The organism is Microbispora triticiradicis (assembly GCF_005864065.1).
Lineage (GTDB): Bacteria > Actinomycetota > Actinomycetes > Streptosporangiales > Streptosporangiaceae > Microbispora > Microbispora triticiradicis.
This window is the reverse complement of record NZ_VANP01000001.1, coordinates 573,299-589,622: the sequence shown is the minus strand read 5'-3', so window position 1 is coordinate 589,622 and position 16,324 is coordinate 573,299. Positions and strand designations below refer to the sequence as shown.

Annotated in this window: 12 protein-coding genes; 7 read left to right on the top strand and 5 right to left on the bottom strand. The window is 67.5% G+C overall.

The features are described 5' to 3' along the window. Window positions 1-239 precede the first annotated feature (239 nt). Window positions 240-1,091 carry an endonuclease domain-containing protein gene (locus tag FED44_RS38365; protein ID WP_396697112.1) on the bottom strand — a complete coding sequence of 284 codons (852 nt, stop codon included), beginning with the start codon at window positions 1,089-1,091 and terminating at the stop codon, window positions 240-242. Between the two features lie 902 nt (window positions 1,092-1,993). Here FED44_RS38365 and FED44_RS02800 point away from each other — a divergent pair. Then, window positions 1,994-5,074 carry a tetratricopeptide repeat protein gene (locus tag FED44_RS02800; protein WP_138459618.1) on the top strand — a complete coding sequence of 1,027 codons (3,081 nt, stop codon included), beginning with the start codon at window positions 1,994-1,996 and terminating at the stop codon, window positions 5,072-5,074. Window positions 5,075-5,145: 71 nt separating this feature from the next. After that, entirely contained in the window at window positions 5,146-5,415 is a 270-nt protein-coding gene (locus tag FED44_RS02795; RefSeq protein WP_208758802.1) for a hypothetical protein, read from the top strand. A gap of 282 nt (window positions 5,416-5,697) precedes the next feature. Here the strand turns inward: FED44_RS02795 and FED44_RS02790 are convergent, their stop codons facing one another. Then, window positions 5,698-6,867: an endo-1,4-beta-xylanase gene (locus tag FED44_RS02790; protein WP_138459617.1), complete on the bottom strand. Its 1,170-nt coding sequence runs from the start codon at window positions 6,865-6,867 to the stop codon at window positions 5,698-5,700. Window positions 6,868-7,640: 773 nt separating this feature from the next. Further along, window positions 7,641-8,111, bottom strand: a complete 471-nt coding sequence (locus tag FED44_RS37040) for a lamin tail domain-containing protein (protein WP_244301672.1) — start codon at window positions 8,109-8,111, stop codon at window positions 7,641-7,643. 388 nt (window positions 8,112-8,499) lie between these two features. Here FED44_RS37040 and FED44_RS02780 point away from each other — a divergent pair, with 388 nt between their 5' ends. Next, window positions 8,500-9,924 (top strand): MDR family MFS transporter, encoded by a 1,425-nt coding sequence (locus tag FED44_RS02780; protein WP_244301671.1) that lies wholly within the window; start codon window positions 8,500-8,502, stop codon window positions 9,922-9,924. 65 nt (window positions 9,925-9,989) lie between these two features. Here FED44_RS02780 and FED44_RS02775 read toward each other — a convergent pair whose 3' ends face one another. Further along, window positions 9,990-10,985 (bottom strand): helix-turn-helix transcriptional regulator, encoded by a 996-nt coding sequence (locus FED44_RS02775; RefSeq protein WP_138459615.1) that lies wholly within the window; start codon window positions 10,983-10,985, stop codon window positions 9,990-9,992. 91 nt (window positions 10,986-11,076) lie between these two features. Between FED44_RS02775 and FED44_RS02770 the strand changes: the two genes are divergently transcribed. After that, a complete protein-coding gene (locus FED44_RS02770; RefSeq protein ID WP_138459614.1) occupies window positions 11,077-11,475 on the top strand; it encodes a VOC family protein in 399 nt (132 codons plus the stop codon). A 167-nt stretch (window positions 11,476-11,642) separates the two neighbouring features. Beyond that, complete coding sequence (locus FED44_RS02765) at window positions 11,643-11,960, top strand: hypothetical protein (RefSeq protein WP_138459613.1); 318 nt, start codon at window positions 11,643-11,645, stop codon at window positions 11,958-11,960. 127 nt (window positions 11,961-12,087) lie between these two features. Here FED44_RS02765 and FED44_RS02760 read toward each other — a convergent pair whose 3' ends face one another. Beyond that, on the bottom strand, window positions 12,088-12,282 hold the full coding sequence (locus FED44_RS02760; protein WP_133306150.1) for a hypothetical protein: 195 nt from the start codon (window positions 12,280-12,282) through the stop codon (window positions 12,088-12,090). An 866-nt stretch (window positions 12,283-13,148) separates the two neighbouring features. Here FED44_RS02760 and FED44_RS02755 point away from each other — a divergent pair. Both FED44_RS02755 and FED44_RS02750 read left to right on the top strand, forming a co-directional pair. Beyond that, on the top strand, window positions 13,149-14,054 hold the full coding sequence (locus FED44_RS02755) for a helix-turn-helix domain-containing protein (RefSeq protein ID WP_138459612.1): 906 nt from the start codon (window positions 13,149-13,151) through the stop codon (window positions 14,052-14,054). Window positions 14,055-14,436: 382 nt separating this feature from the next. Further along, window positions 14,437-16,317, top strand: a complete 1,881-nt coding sequence (locus FED44_RS02750) for an adenylyl cyclase (RefSeq protein ID WP_138459611.1) — start codon at window positions 14,437-14,439, stop codon at window positions 16,315-16,317. Window positions 16,318-16,324: the final 7 nt, after the last annotated feature.

Here is a 16,324-nt window from a genome sequence, read left to right as displayed (position 1 = left end):
GTTTGGTGGCTCAAGCGTAACGAGACGTATTCCCTGTCCGCGTTGTAGGTTCCTCAAACCCTTGCGGGTGCTCTTTTGCAGTCGGGAACGCCTCCAGTGGAATGATATTCACCTTCCTGAAAGTGTTGTCCCTGCGGGCTGCCCCGCCCTGTGTGTCAGTCCTTGGAGCACTGCGCTCCGGATGGTCGGGCCTTGCTGTCGAATGGCGTGCTGAACATCAGTAAAAGAAATTCGGGTTCCTATGACAGCCATGTCAAAGGGTTCTCGTTGCCGCACCAACGGTCGAGAAAGTCGCTGGTCCTGCGACGGAGGATCAGGTCGCGCACTAGGAGAAATTCGGGGGAGTGGGGGCGATCGGGATTTACGTATTCGGATATTGCGTATCGGATGTCTGATAGATTGGCTTTTTTTGCCGCTCCGATCACGACCATAATGGCCTTTAGGATGTGTGCGGGCGATACGCGCAGTAGGGGTGGACAGTCACATTCATTCTTTGGGGGTGCTCCACATCCAAGGCATTCCCGCGGGCCGTCTTTCGCCCAGGGATTGAAGGACCCGCGAGGTGAGGCGAATTCTCGAGCAGCGCGTTCCCAGTATCGGATCCTTACGCCACAAATGCTTGTGGGAGTCCAAGATCTGTATCTATTCCATACCGGCGAATCGTCTTCATTCGAGTTGCAGCTAGTGCAGAGCCATCCCCTCACTAATCCGGTATCGTGATCGTGATCACATACCAGCGTGGCTTTCTCGCCACAAATGGCGCAGACCCCTCTTTGCCAGTCCCGCAGTCGTAGGGCAGCTTGGCGCTCTGAATGAGCGTCACCGGGCAATATCTGGATGCCTGGCGTGGGTGCCACCCAGGTCCAGCAGGCTGGCTCTCTGCGCGCCTGTTCTGCTTCCGCAGTCGCAAGATCTTCAGCTAGAAGTCTTTCGTAGGTAGCTCGATCTTCAGGACTCAGGTGCCGCTTGCAGGTGCCGGCCACGGATCTAGGGGGCCAATGATTCGGCCACTCTGACCATGATGGCAGCCTACATGGAGCCCCTTTCTTTGTTCGCTGCCCACAAGCAGCCTGTTCGACGTCGGAGATCATGAGGCCATAGCGTAGACGGCAGAACTGACACTATTGCTGGTCCTGCTGGAGTTGTGTCGGGGATCAGACACTCCGGAGACCCCACTCGGCCCCTCCGGCTCGCCGGTCTCCGACCTCGTGTTGACGACATCAGTGACGACAACGTCAGCCACCAGCAGCGCATGGCGACATCCGTAGAGCACCGCTGACCTCGTGCCACAGAGTAGGAGCAGGGTGATTGTTCCGCCTGGCTGAAAAGCGGACGGTCATGATTACCCAGCCCATTGACGGACGACATCACCCCTTGGACTGTGGATAGATGAAATCCACCATCCTCAGGATCTTCCAGGGCCACGACCCAAACCGGTTCCCCAACGATACGGACGGGGCCGCTGGACGGTGCAGTGCACATGGGCAAGCGGGGGCATGCGGCGGAGTCGGCAACCATGATGTGCTACTCGAAGAGGAGGACGGAACCCCTGTGCACTGGGCTGTCTGCACAGGATGGACGCGAACCCAGCCCGACGCGGTGGAGCACCTGCGACGCCACGGATTCACCAGCTGATGGCACTCCTGCGGTCCACACGCCGGCGGACAGGCAACCAGCGCAGTTACCTCACCTGTACCGGCTTGCCGTACATCGTTAGCGCCGGTCCACTGCGGGATATGTGCGGGATGATCTTCCTTGGCCATGCCACTGCGGGAGGCTGACGCGCAGGTCAGAGCTGGTGCGGATGTAGGAACCGTAGTGTTCTTGAAAACCGCTAGGCCGGGTGACCGGTCTCGTGGGTTCGAATCCCACGCTCTCCGCTCAACCAGCCAAAACGGCGTCTGACCAGCGGTTTCGCCCGGTTCGGACGCCGTCGCTAATTCCGGCCGTGTGCAGCTGTACGCCACCAGGCGGCGCGCTGGAGGAGCGGACGATGAGTCGTCGAGGTCAGGGCGGTTGGCAGCCGTCGCCCGTCGTCGTCATGCTCTTGGCCGCCCTGTTGGCGGTGATGCTGAACCTCGCCACCGACACCGTGGAGGTGCCCTGGAGGTGGTGGCCGTTTGTGGTGTGGCCGCTCGCCATCGTGGTGCTGGCCGTTTCCGGGTTGGTGGAATGGCGGCGCCATCGAGCACCACGCGGCGATGACAAGGCGTTGCGAGAAGCGGCCCTCAGCCTGGCCAAGCGGCTGGTGGTGGCGTACGGAGAGCAGGAGCGCCGCTATGGCGTCAGCCGTTCCGTTCCTCTGACACTGCGCTTCGCGACACCCGGAGGAGCGGAGAGCGACGTCCACCAGATCGCTCAGGTGTGGCGCCTGGAGCTGTCGCGAAGCCAGCTCGTCGTGGTCGGCGAGCCTGGCGCGGGCAAGAGCGTGCTGGCCTTGCTGTTGTGCCGACAGCTACTCGTGGAACCCCGCGCCGGAGAGCCGTTACCAGTCCTGGTGTCCGCCTCCTCCTGGGATCCACGTGCTCAGTCCCTCACTGCGTACATCGCCCGGCGGCTCGCCGAGGACCACCCGTCACTTCCGCACATCGACCAGTTGGTGAATGAACCGCGCCTCAGACCCGGCAAGCCGATCTCCCACTGGGTGTTCCCCGTCCTCGACGGACTGGACGAGCTACCGGTCGCACTCCGCCGGCGTGCTGTGGCCCGGCTGGAGGAGTTCGCCACCTCGGCGGGGGGCCGTCCCCTGGTGGTGACCTGCCGCAGCAGGGACTACGACAAGAACCTGACCATGCTGCCTCACGCCGCCATGATCGAGCTGCAGGCCGTGGACGTCACCGAGGCCGTGCGCTTCCTGACCCGGTCGGTCCTGGACCCGGCGCGGTGGGAACCCGTCCTCGCCGAACTCACGCGAGCGCCGTCCGGTCCACTCGGCCGGACCCTGCGCACACCGCTGATGCTGGCGGTGACGCGCGTGGTCGGCCGGAGCTCGTATGCCGATCCCGCGGATCTCCTGCGCCTACCGACCCCTGGCGCCGTGTCCTACTGGCTGACCGAGCGGTATCTGCTGGCGGCCTACGATGCCGAGGATCCTGTCCTGATAGCCGGTCAGGACCTGCCGCGTGCTTACCGCGCCGAAGCCGCGCTCCGCTGGCTCAGATGCCTCGCCTTCCAGCTCCACCAGGACGGCGCCCGCGACATGCGCTGGTGGCGACTGTCGATGACACTTTTCGATCTGCACCCGATCCGGTCGATGAGGTTATGGGCAGTTGGTCTGTTCGTGGGCGGTGTGGCGGCAGCTACCAGTACGGCGGCGCTAACGCTCGGCCCGGGAGGTGGCTCCGGCACCTTCTGGGCCTGCCTGCTGCTGGCCTGGCCGGTGGGTCGGAGCTGGTTCAGGTCCCTCTGGCCCCGCGCGATCGATCCGGTGCGACTACCGGAGGAGCGCTTCTTCCCCGGTGCGGCGCCCCTGCCCCGGTGGCTCAAGCACCTGGCCTTCGGCGTGCTGTACGGCATCGCCGCCGGTCTGGCGTCTCAGGCGGGGTGGCTGGGGCCGGCAGGCGGGCTGCTCTGTGCAACGACCAGGGTGGCGATAGATCTCGTCACCGGTACGCTCCGGCACGCCCCGCCGGACGCCGGTGTCTCGCGGACAGAAGTGCGCAGGTCCGTCCTGGCCAACGCGCTGGGCTACGGGTTCCTGGCCATGGGCTCGTTCGCGGTGACCGCCACCCTGTTCGCCCCGTCGGCGAACCCAGTCCCGATCGTGGCCGCAGGCACGGTCACCTTCGCCGCCGGAGCCGCTCTCGGCTCGGGCGGGCGCGCTCTACTCACCTTCCGGCTGGCACACTGGCGGCTCGCGGTGCTCCGGCAGCTGCCGTGGCGGCTGTCACGGTTCCTCGAAGACGCTTACGACCGTGCGATCCTGCGGAAGAACGGTCCGCTGTGGCAGTTCCGCCACGCCAGGATCCAGGATGATCTCCACGCGAAGGTGCGGTTGCGCTGGTTACGCACGCTGGCGGAGCGCGGGGAGCCGGTGGAGCAGCAGTTACTGACCCTCCTGGAGCGGCTCGACCCCGGCCAGGCCATCGCCTTGGCCCGGCGCCGGCTGGACGAAGGGGCCCCGGATGCCGTGGTGGCCCTCGCCGGTCTCCTGCGCAGGCAGGGCGACATCGACGGCGCGCTCGCCCTGCTGCGCGAGCACGCCCAGACCGATGTCGAGTCCCGCGAACTGCTGGTGCACATGCTCCGTGACAGCGGGAGCATCGAGGAGCTGCGGCGCATGGCCGATGCCGGTCGCGGTGGGGTGGCCGAGGAGGAACTGGCCAGATGGCTGTGGGAACGCGGCGAGAAGGCGGAGGTGCGGCGCCGGGCGTCGGAGAATCCAGCGATCGCCGAAGTCCTCGTCGACCTCTCCCGCGAGCAGGGGGACCTGGACCTGGCACTCGCGATGTTCGGCCGCCACCTCGATGCCGACTGGTATGTGCGCCGGTACATGAACGTGCTGCGGGAGCGCGGCGACCTTGAGACGCTGCGGCGCCACGCCGAGGAAGGGCTGGGGCACGCCAAGAACGCGCTGGTCGTGCTGCTGAGAGAGCAAGGACACATTGAGGAACTGCGCCGCCGCAGCGCGGCGGGCGACAGCTCGGCGGAGCGCGAATACGCCCTATGGCTACGCGAGCAGGGAGATCTCGAAGCCCTGAAGAGCTGGGTGGCCTCCAGCACCACCCCCTACGAGAACTGGGATGCCAAGTGGGAACTCGCCACCCTGCTGTGGGAACGCGGGGAGCACCGAGACGCGATCGAGGTTCTGCGTGGTGTGGCCTCGGCTGAGTACTGGGACAACGGCTATGGCTACGCCGGCAGGCAGGTCGCCCGGTGGCTACGCGAGCTCGGTGATGTGGATGAGCTTCGTCGACGAGCGGGCGCCCATCACGACGACGCCGCCTACGAACTGGCCGAGCTTCTGTGGGAAACGGGTGACGTGGACGAGGCTGTCGCGGTGCTGCAGCGTTTGGCGGACGAGGGAGACAGGGGAGCGCTGAGGCGATTGGCCGAGTTTCGCGAGGTGGACTGACCGTCCGATACCCATACCGCGACCACGTTGTCATGGTCTGTGGTCACCGACGGCGGCCCGAGTGCGCGACGATGATGCTCGCGATCCCCACCATCCAGGTCAGGCTGACCGGTTTCGCGCCCGACGCCCCGACCCTGATGGGCGCGCTCAACCTGGCCGCCCTCAATCTGGCCAACTCCCTCGGCGCGATCGGCGGCGCGGTCACCCTGGATGCCGGCTGGGGCGCCTTGTCCACGGTCTGGGCCGGTTTCGTCCTCACGTCGGCGGGTTTGCTCCTGTACGTCGTTGCCATCGTCCGGCGGCGGCGCCGCCGCTGTGACGGAGATCATGCCTCGTGCTGACCAGGGTGAGCATCCCTGTCGTCGTGGCGGCGAGGACGGCGACGGCGGGCTGTTCCAGGTGCGCGAGCTCGGCCCGCATGGCCAGTCCGCAGTCGTACCGGGCGGCAGGCAGGAGCCACAGCGCGAAGGCGAGGAGCCGCCCCGCGCGTCGCCTCTGGGGCGGCTCACCAGGCACCGCGCAGTGAACCCTGTGTGCCGGGCCTGTCCTGCTCGGCGGCCGAGCGCGCGGTACGGCGAATGGGGCCGCACTCGTGGAGTGCGACCCCATTCCTGTCGGTACGGTCAGTGGCCGGCGCCCGGGCCGTTCCGGCGCGGCGCGCCCGCGGCCAGTGCCAGGTCCTGCTGGATCACGTAGTACTGCGACTTGGGCTTCAGGTCCGCGTCGTACAGCAGGGCGGCGCCCTCCTGCGGGTTGTCGAACCAGCCGGGGATCCAGGAGTACGTGTCGCCGAAGCCCCACGGGGTGAACGAGATGCACTCGCGCACCGCCAGGCAGGCCTTCAGGGCGCGGGACCAGTAGCTCTCCTGGGCGTACGGGGCCAGCGGGTCGGTCGGGGTGTTCACGTTCGGCGCGGCCTGCGTGAACGTGCGGACGTCCACCTCGGTCTCGGCCACCTTCAGGCCGAGGTCCGCGAAGCGCTGCAGGTTGTTCTGCAGGTCCGGGAAGCCGTACTGGGTGTCGAGGTGGCCCTGGAAGCCGACGCCGTCGATGGGCACACGCTGGGCCTTCAGCGTCTTGACGAAGTCGTACACCGCGTTGCTCTTCGGCCCGGTGAACTCGAGGTTGTAGTCGTTGTAGAACAGCAGGGCCTTCGGGTCGGCCTCGTGCGCCCAGCGGAAGGCGTCGGCGATGTAGCCGAGACCGCCCCACGCCTTGTACCAGACGGTCTGGCGGGGCTTCCCGTCGTCGTCGAACGCCTCGTTGACCACGTCCCACTGCCAGATGTCGCCCTTGAAGTGCTTCACCTGGTCCTGGACGTGCTTCTTGAGCAGGGCCTTCAGCTCGTCGTTGGACAGCGTGGTGGTGTAGCCGTCCGAGGAGAGCCAGGTGGGCAGCTGGCTGTGCCACACCAGCGTGTGGCCGCGGATCAGCTGCTTGTTCGTCTTCGCGAAGGCGACCAGCCGGTCGGCCGGCGCCCAGTCGTAGGTGCCGCGGGTGGGCTCCACCAGCTGCCACTTCATCACGTTCTCCGGGGTGACGCTGGAGAACTGCTCAGCCGTGATCTTGGTGTAGTCGGTGTTGCTGCCGAGTTCGTCCATGTTCACGGCGGTGCCGATGCGCAGACCGATCCGGTCGCCGAGGGCGCGCAGCGAGTCCGCGGGGTAGCGGACGGCCTTGGACGGTGCGGCAGCGGCGGCGCCCGGTTCGGCGGAGGCCGAGCTGGTGAGAGCCACCCCGCCCAGCAGGACCGTGGCGCTCAGGACGCCGATGGACAGTGCGGAACGAACCACAGGAACTCCTCGGGTTGGATACAGGGATCTGATGGCTGTTGTGGATCAGGTCAGCCCCGCCGGACCGGTGTCGGCAGGTGCGCGGGTGGCGACGCTCGTCTCCAACAGAGCCGCGCACGATCGCCCGACGGGCACATGACTGCGCTCACGCGGCGCTCGCGCGGTACGGCGAGCAGGCGCGGCCGACCGGCGGGAGAACCGTCGCGGCCGGTGGAGCTGCGAGAAGACGTGGCCCACGTGGACGCCGGCTTCGGTTGACCACGACGACTCCATCTTCGTACGGAGGATGACCGAAAGTTTCGAGGTTGTTACGAAAGTAATGCAGACCATAGGAAGTGGCTTGTTGTACGTCAAGAGCCACAACCACCAGTGGTTTCGCTTCCGGTGCGCCCTGGGGGAGGTAGGAGTGCGAGAGTCGGCCCTCCGCCTGCGGCTAAGCCGGCGGCAGGTTTTTCGAAACTTTTCGAAATTCCCCGCCCTGACTGGGAAAGAGGGCGATCACAAGAGATGGCTTGCCGCCAGGGCCGCTGCGGCGTCGTGGGGAGGAACTCGGAAACCCTGGGAGCTCGGCGAGCGCAGGCGGGATCGGCGGCCCTCAGACGGACGTGGGGTCCGATGGCGATTCACCGCTACTGGTGTAAATTTCACGGCCGCCGCCGCCCGCGGGCCCGCAGATGTCGTCACCGAACTCGACTTGCTGCCTGCGGGCGGATCAAACGGGTCGTACGGGATCGCGAGGCGCGTGGCTGGGCAACCGTGCGCGGCCCGCGCGCTCAGCAGTTGACGAAGGCCGCCCGGCTGTTGTTGTACGAGCAGGAGTCGATGAGCTTGCCGCTGGGGTTGCGCAGGTAGGCGGTGTCCTTGTCCTGGTTCCAGATGTAGGCGAAGGTCCCGCCGCCACTACGTCCCCAGTAGAGGGTGGTGGAGGTGTCCTTGCCCTTGCCGGTGCGGAGGACGATCGTCTTTCCGGCCTTGAGGGTGACCGCGCCGAACGTGTAGACGTGGCCCGCCTGCTTCGTCTTGTCGCGCATCGTCCATCCCTCCAGGCTGACGGCCTGCCGGGTGGTGTTCCTGATCTGCACGTACTCGCCGTTCAGGCTGCTGTTCGAGCCGTGGTCCGGCGAGCCGGGCGAGTTGTAGTAGATCTTGGTGATCTGGACGGCAGGTGTGGCGGCCTGGGCGGGCGCGGCGAGCAGGGGAACGGTGACGGCGGCGACCAGCAGGCCAAGGGGGACCGGACGCAAGATGTGCTCACTCCTGATGTATGGGACGCGACAGATTGTTGACGCCGCGCTCGGGGTTCCGGTTGACCGATCGACGGTTCTGCCGCTCGGCTGAGGTCGCGTACGGCGTGAGCCGCCTGGCTCGGCGCGGGCGGTGCCGCGGCGCCGAAGGCGTCGCCTGCGCGGTGCCGGTGTCCGCCGCCAGGTGAAAACCGGGTGACATTTCGCGTCACTTGCCGGAATGCTGGACGCGGGCGATGAGTTTTGTCGGTGGTGTCCGTCAGGCTTTCCATGAACGCAACTTCTTGCGGAGCCCAAGGCTGGGGCTCCAGCCATGCCCGCGTCATGTTCCGACGACCCTGATCGAGGTACCGTGTCAATCGCTCAGACTGATTCACCCGCCAAGCCTGTGACCGCCGCGGCTCCGGGGCGCACCCCGCCCGTGATCCGGCTGCTGGTGCTCGCCACGTTCGTGGTGATCCTCAACGAGACGCTCCTGATCAACGCGATTCCGCGGCTGATGGGCGCACTGCACATCACGGAACAGACGGCGCAGTGGTTGTCGACCGCCTTCATGCTGACCATGGCGGCCGTCATCCCGATCACCGGGTGGTTCCTGCAACGGGTGTCCACCCGGGGTGCGTACGCCACCGCGATGGGATTGTTCCTGCTCGGCACGGCGCTGGCCGCCGTCGCGCCGTCGTTCGAGATGCTGCTGGGCGCCCGCATCATCCAGGCGTCCGGGACGGCCGTGATGATGCCGCTGTTGATGACGACGTTGATGCAGGTTGTGCCTGAGTCGGACCGCGGCCGTGTGATGGGCAACGTCACGCTGGCCATCTCGGTCGCGCCCGCCATGGGCCCGGCGGTCTCGGGGGTGATCCTCCAGCTCGGGTCCTGGCGGCTGCTGTTCGCCGTGGTGCTCCCGATCGCCGCGTTGATCGCGTGGAGCGGTCTGCGGCAGCTCAGGAACGTCGGGGAGACCCAGGCCAGCGCCATCGACTGGCTGAGCGTGGTGACAGCCGCCGCCGGTTTCGGCGGCCTGGTCTACGGGCTCAGCCAGTTCGAGGGCGGCGACGCCCGCGTGGCCGCCTCGATCGTGGCGGCGGGCCTGGTCGCCATCGCCGTCTTCGTCGTCCGCCAGCTGTCGTTGCAGAAGCGCGGCGTGCCGCTGATGGACCTGCGCACCCTGCGGCACCGCACCTACACGATCGCGCTGATCCTCATGTCGGTCTCCTTCATGGCGATGCTGGGTGCGATGATCCTGCTGCCGCTGTACCTGCAGAACGTCCGGCAGTTGAGCCCCCTGGAGACCGGCCTCCTCGTGATGCCGGGCGGCCTCGCGATGGGGCTTCTCGGCCCGACCGTCGGCCGCCTCTTCGACCGGTTCGGCGGCCGGGTTCTGGTCGTTCCCGGCGCGGTCGGGATCATGTTCGCGCTCGCCGGCTTCACCCAGGTCACGATGACCATGCCGTACTGGCAGCTCCTGGGCCTGCACGCGCTGCTGATGGTGAGCCTGGCCGCGACCTTCACCCCCGTGTTCACCCTCGGGCTCGGCGCGGTTCCCCCGCACCTCTACTCCCACGGCAGCTCGATCCTGAGCACGTTGCAGCAGGTCGCCGCGGCCTTTGGCACCGCGCTCGTGATCACCGTGATGAGCGCGCGGGCCGATGCCCTGAGGTCCGCGGGAACGACGGAGGTGCTCGCCAACCTGGGCGGCATGCGGCTGGCCTTCGTCATCGGCGCGGTGCTGTCCCTGGCCGTGGTGATCACCGCCGTGCTCCTGCCGGCCCGAGCGGACGCCGGAGCCGAGTTCCAGGGACACGGCCACTGAGACCGGCCTGACGACGGGGGGAGCGAATCTGCCGGGTGGGTCGTGCCTGCCCGGCAATCAGCGGATCAGGCCCGCCGGCCGGCGGAGGCCGCGAGCCGATCGGCGAGGGCGATGACGAGGGTGCGCAGCTCATCCGGTCGCTCGATGACGAACCGCCGGTCGAGTGACGCCAGCAGCGGAGGCAGCCAGTCGAGCCGTTCCGCCCGCACCTCGACGCGGAGCCAGCCCTCGGTCTCCGAAGCCACGCCCCCCGTCGGCGGCGGCTCCTCCACGATCGCGACACTGGCGGGAAACCTGGTGCGGATCTGCTCGACCGTCCCCTGGATTCTGAGGGTCACCTCGTGCCGGTAAGGGGCCTTTGCGAGCCCTGACAGGACGCGCTGCGCCGGATCGATCCCGGCGGTCGGCGGCTCGAACGAGCCGGGCAGGGTTCTGGCGTCCGCGATGCGATCCAGCCGGAAGGTCCGGTCCTCGCCGGCCCCGGGATCCGCACCCGTCACGTACCACCGGCCCGAGTGGGCGACGAGCCCGTACGGGTGCAGCGTGCGTTCGCTGCGCCGGCCGTCGGCGGCGGTGTACCGGATCGAGATCGGCCGACGGTGGCGCACCGCATCGGCCACGGCGAGCAGGACCGTGGCCTGCGGGGCGGGGAACTCGCCGGGCGGAGCCGTGAAGGCGAGGGATTCGAGCACGGCGTCGACCTTACGGGCGAGCCGCTCGGGCAGTACCCGCCGGATCTTCGCAGCCGCCGTCTCGCTCGCCGTGCCCGTCGTCGTCACCAACCCCGCCCGGCGGGCGGCGACCAGGCCGAGCAGCACGGCGAGGGCTTCGTCGTCGCTCAGCATGAGTGGAGGCATCCGGTATCCGATGGCGAGCCGATATCCGCCGTATCGGCCGCGCACCGACTCGACGGGCACGTCGAGGTCGATGAGGTGGTCCACATACCGGCGCACGGTGCGTTCATCCACGCCGAGCCGATCGGAGAGTTCGGCCAGCGTCCGGATGCCGCCCGACTGCAGGAGTTCGAGCAGGGTGAGCACGCGCTGAGTGGGCCGGGCCATACACACAACTTAGTGCCGATAGTGGGCCGATTCTGTCCAGTATTCGACGTAACTTCTCCTGCGTAGGCCCCGCAGACCAAGGAGATCTCTCATGGATTTCGTCTCGATCCGCGTCATAACAGGCGACCTCGCGCGCCTCGTCGGCTTCTACGAGCGGGCAACGGGTGTGCGGGCCGACTGGTCCGGCGAGGACTTCGCAGAGATCAGGACCGGGTCCGCCACCCTCGCGATCGGTAGCACCCGCACCGTTCCGTTGTTCGCGCCCGGAGCGGCCCGTCCGGCCGTCAACCACTCGGTGATCATCGAATTCCTCGTCGACGATGTGGACGGCGTGCACCGGAACCTGGCCGGGTCCGTCGCGGAGCTCGTGAAGGAACCCACCACGATGCCGTGGGGCAACCGGTCGCTCCTGGTGCGCGACCCTGACGGCAACCTCGTCAATTTCTTCACCCCTGTCACGCCGGCCGCCATCGCGAAATTCGCTCGCTGACGTGGGAGAAGCGACCGCCCGGCAGGCCGCTGCAGGGTGAATCGCACCGATAACGCTCGCGGAAACGGCTCAGTCCTGCATTCTGTTCAGGCGGATGACTCCGTACGACAGTGCTTTTCCTATAACGGATGGACCGGCCGGGTGAATGCGGCCGGGACGGAGGACTGATGGGATCGTCTCCCAACGCCCGGGCGTTCACCGCCGGACTGCTGGTGAGTAACAGCGCACCTCATCTGGGGACGGCGGTGACGGGACGCCGGCACCTGACACCGTTCGGCAGGAATTCCGGTCCGATGGTCAACCTTGTTTGGGGGCTCGTCAATCTCACCGGTGGCCTGTTGCTGCTCCGTACGGTGGTGCAGGCCGAAGGGACAGACCAGAAATGGTATTCGCGGCTCGTCGCATTCGAGGGCGGCTGCGCCGCCTTCGCGATGTGGATGGCGGTGACCGAGAAAGCCCTCTCGATGATTCACACCCGGGACTGACCGCGGCTTCCGGCGATTTTTCAGGTCGGGACGGCGTCTGGCCGGTCAGCCGGACGCCGTCGACCGCTACCGGCGGTGGATCAGCACCAGCCGTACCCTCTGGCCGATGCTCGGGCGCCGAGCGCCCTCAGGAACCTGTCAGCCTGTGCAGGAGCGCCAGCGTGGTGAGGGCGACGCCGATGGGGAGCGCGAGCGCCGGGCTGACGGCCACGGTCGCCCCGGTCTGCACGGAGACGAACACGAGGAGGAGAGCGCGGGAAGAGAGCAGTGCCGGGGGACGTCCCTCATAAGGCCCGCTGCTCTCCACGCGCCTGCGCATCACCCGGCATCTCCGTTGGCCCATGGCCTCATCGGTCCTTCCACCGGGATGGTCCGTCGTTCCCGGCGGTGTCCTGTGCCGGGGACTCACGAGGCCGCGCCCGAGACCCTGGCCGAGATCCCGGTCGAGATCCCGGCCCGTGTTTTCAGCGATATGGCCGGTGGGACGCACACCGGGGCGCGCCGAGCGCGAGCCACAGGGGGTATCTTCATCATCGTTCATGTCCTTTCGTGCGGTGGAAGCGCGGGGACTGATCGGGAACGGCCCTCTGTCTGACCACGGGGGGCCGTTCGTTTTTGCATGGCTTCGACACGATGCCACGCTCGATGGCGCTTATCCTCCACCAGCGATCACCTCCGTGCAAGCGCCATCTGCACGTGAGTATGACCGCCCACATGCACGTGCATGACCTTCTCTATCAGACCGGAGAGCTTTCCGGATTGCCGCCCTGAGCCTGATCGACCTTGGGCAGAGTTCCGTCTTCAGGCGAATTCCCAGCTCATAACGGATGAGCGAGGAACAGCATGTGGGGCGAGGGCGGATGCCTCGCGGTCGGGTCATGCGTCCCTCTGTCCTCTGTGCCGAACACGGACAGGCCGTTCGTCGATCCGCTCGGCCTCACCCTTCCTTTCACCTTGTGCTTCTCCTGGCGCCGCGCTCGGCCGAGGGGCGCTGTCAGGCCCGTCAGTGGTTTGCACCTGCTTATGAGCGGCTATATGCACGTGCACGACGGTTGGCGCGGCAGACTCGGTTACCATGGGCGCCGGACAATTCGATGGCGTACTGTCGAGCCCGGGACGGTTTGACGTGCGCGGACCCTCATAGAGGCATGGTTTCCCAGGTCAGGTCATCTGCGCGGGAGAGAGTTGATGGCGGCGGTACTCGCAGGAAGCGGATGGCCGGCCGACGGGGATCGCGGTCATTCGGGAAGCGGACCGACTGTCCTGCGCATCACACTGGGCGCCCAGCTACGTCGGCTGCGTGAGGCGAGAGGCATCTCCCGCGCCGCGGCGGGACATCTCATCCGAGGCAGCGAGTCCAAGATCAGCCGTCTGGAGCTCGGCCGGAGCCCCTTCAAGGAGCGGGACGTCGCCGATCTCCTGACGTTCTACGGCGTGACGGACGCCGAGGAGCGCGCGGCACTCCTCGACCTGGTGAAGCAGGCCAACAACCCGGGCTGGTGGCACAAGTACAGCGACGTCCTGCCGCATTGGCTCAACGCCTATCTGGGGCTGGAAGAGGGAGCCTCGGTGATCCGGGGCTACGAGGAGCACGCCGTCCCCCCTCTCCTGCAGACGGCGGAGTACGCCAAGGCGTACCTGACGCTTGCCAATCCGGGCGCGCCTCCGTTGGAGATCGACCGCCGGGTCGACCTGCAGCGAGAGCGTCAGCGGATTCTGTCGGAGGCCGAAGGCCCGAGAGTGTGGACGGTGATCGACGAGAGCGCTCTCCGCCGCCCCACAGTGGGAAGCGAGACGATGCGGGGGCAGTTGCGGCGTCTCATGGAGATGGGGCAACGCCCCAACGTGACCCTCCAGGTTCTTCCGTACGGTGCCGACGCCCATGCTCTGGTCGGTCACTCGTTCACCATCCTGCGGTTCGGTGAGCCGGACCTTCCCGATCTGGTCTACCTCGAACAGCTCAACAGCGCGCTCTACATCGACAAGCGCGAGGACGTCGACCTCTACACAAGCGTGATGGAGACTCTGTGCGCCCAGGCCCTGCCTCCTTGGACAACGGCTGAGCTGTTGCGGGAGCTGCACGACCTCTTGTGACGCCTCACGCCGCGGGGCCGTCGCCGCCGCCGGGAGCGCGCGACGGCCCGGGACGGCAACGGGCCGCGCGCCTCGCTCCGGCAAGAGGGGCGGCCGTGGACATAGCGCCGGGAGGGGTTGGCGAGGTACAAACGACCCAACACATTTTTCGCGGCTTGATACAAGCCCGCCCACCCGAGAGAGCGCTCTCACGGGCTCCGTAGGGAGGCGGCGGTGTCGGGCCGTCCACCCCCTGAGTAGGCAGGTCGATGACGATCGTGAGCCACCCCGGCACGCGAACGGGCCACCGAGCCCGTCGAGGGACCCCGCACGCGGCGCCCGCATACCCGCCGTCCATCCCCACGTCCTCCGCATTCGGCATGGAGCGGGAAGGGCGGCCCGCATGACGCCCCAGCCTTCCGGCCGCCGCCGGGTCGGCCTCGTGTTCGCCGCCGGCCTCCTGATGACGGCCGCCGCGATGTCCGCGGCGTCCCCGGGCGCCGTGGCCGCCCCGTACAAGCCGGGTGCCGCCCCGCACAACCAGGGCGCCGCGAACCTGGGCCCGAACGTCACCGTCTTCGACCCGAGCATGCCGGTCGCCGACATCCAGGCGACCCTCGACGCGGCCAACGCCGCCCAGGTCGACAACGAGATGGGCACCACCCGGCACGCCTATCTCTTCAGACCCGGCACGTACGGCACGGCGGAGCATCCGCTCCAGATCAAGGTCGGTTACTACACCGAGATCGCCGGCCTCGGCGCCTCTCCCGGGGACGTCGTCATCAACGGCAAGGTCGAGGTCTACAACCGCTGCCTGGAGAACAACGGCACCGGCAACTGCCTCGCGCTCGTCAACTTCTGGCGAACGCTGTCCAACCTGTCGATCAACGTCAACGGAGCCGGGCAGGACGACTGCCGCAAGGGGGCGAACTTCTGGGCCGTCTCCCAGGCCGTCTCGATGCGCCGTCTCAACGTCACCGGCGGCACGTTGTCGCTGATGGACTACTGCACCGCCGGCCCGCAGTACGCCAGTGGCGGTTTCATCGCCGACTCCAAGCTGCCGTCCGTCACGAACGGCTCACAGCAGCAGTGGCTGACCCGCAACACCGAGATCGCCGGCTGGTCCAACGGCGTGTGGAACCAGGTCTTCTCCGGGGTCGTCGGAGCGCCGGACGAGAGCGGTTTCCCCAACCCGCCGTACACGACGCTCGACACGACGCCGATCAGCCGTGAGAAGCCGTACCTGTTCGTGGACGCGCAGGGCAGGTACAACGTGCGGGTGCCCGCCGCGCGGAAGAACACGCGAGGCGTCTCCTGGGCGAACGGCCTGACCGTGGGCCGTACGCTGCCGATCGGCGACTTCTTCGTCGCCAGGCCGTCGGACTCCGTGCAGACCATCAACAGCCAGCTCGCCCGGGGCAGGCATCTGCTGCTCACGCCGGGCGTGTACGACATCGCGCGGAGCATCGAGGTCAAGCATCCCGGCACGGTGGTCCTCGGCCTCGGGCACGCCACGCTCACCGCCGTCCACGGCTCGACCCCGATCGACGTCGCGGACGTCCCCGGCGTCGTCGTCGCGGGCGTGACCATCGACGCGGGAACGGAGAGGTCTCCGGTCCTGCTGCGGGTCGGCAGGGGGCACGGCGGGCACCGGACCTCGGCGAACGACCCGACGACCCTGTCCGACGTGTACTTCCGCGTCGGCGGGCCGCACGTCGGCAAGACGGACGTCGCGCTCCAGGTCGACAGCGACGACGTGCTCATCGACCACACGTGGGTGTGGCGCGCCGACCACGGCGTCGAGGGCTTCACCGACACGCAGCGCTGGCAGACCAACATCGGCCGTTACGGCGCCGTCGTCAACGGCGACCACGTGACGGCGACCGGCCTGTTCGTCGAGCACTTCCAGCGCTACAACACGGTCTGGAACGGCGACGACGGTACGACGATCCTCTACCAGAACGAGCTGCCGTACGACCCGCCGACCCAGGCCGACTGGATGAACGGCAAGGTCGAGGGCTACGCCGGTTACAAGGTCGGCGACCGGGTGCGGACGCATCGCCTGTACGGCGGCGGTGTCTACGTCTTCAACCAGAACAACCCGTCGATCCACACCGAGAACGGCTTCGAGGCGCCCCGGACCCCGGGCGTGCGGTTGCACCACATCATGACGGTCAACCTCAGCGCGGGCACGATCGACCACGTCGTCAACGGTGTCGGCGACGCGGCCGACACGACCAAGGTCGGCGCACCGGTGTACATCTCCGACTACCCGGCCCAGTAACAGGAAA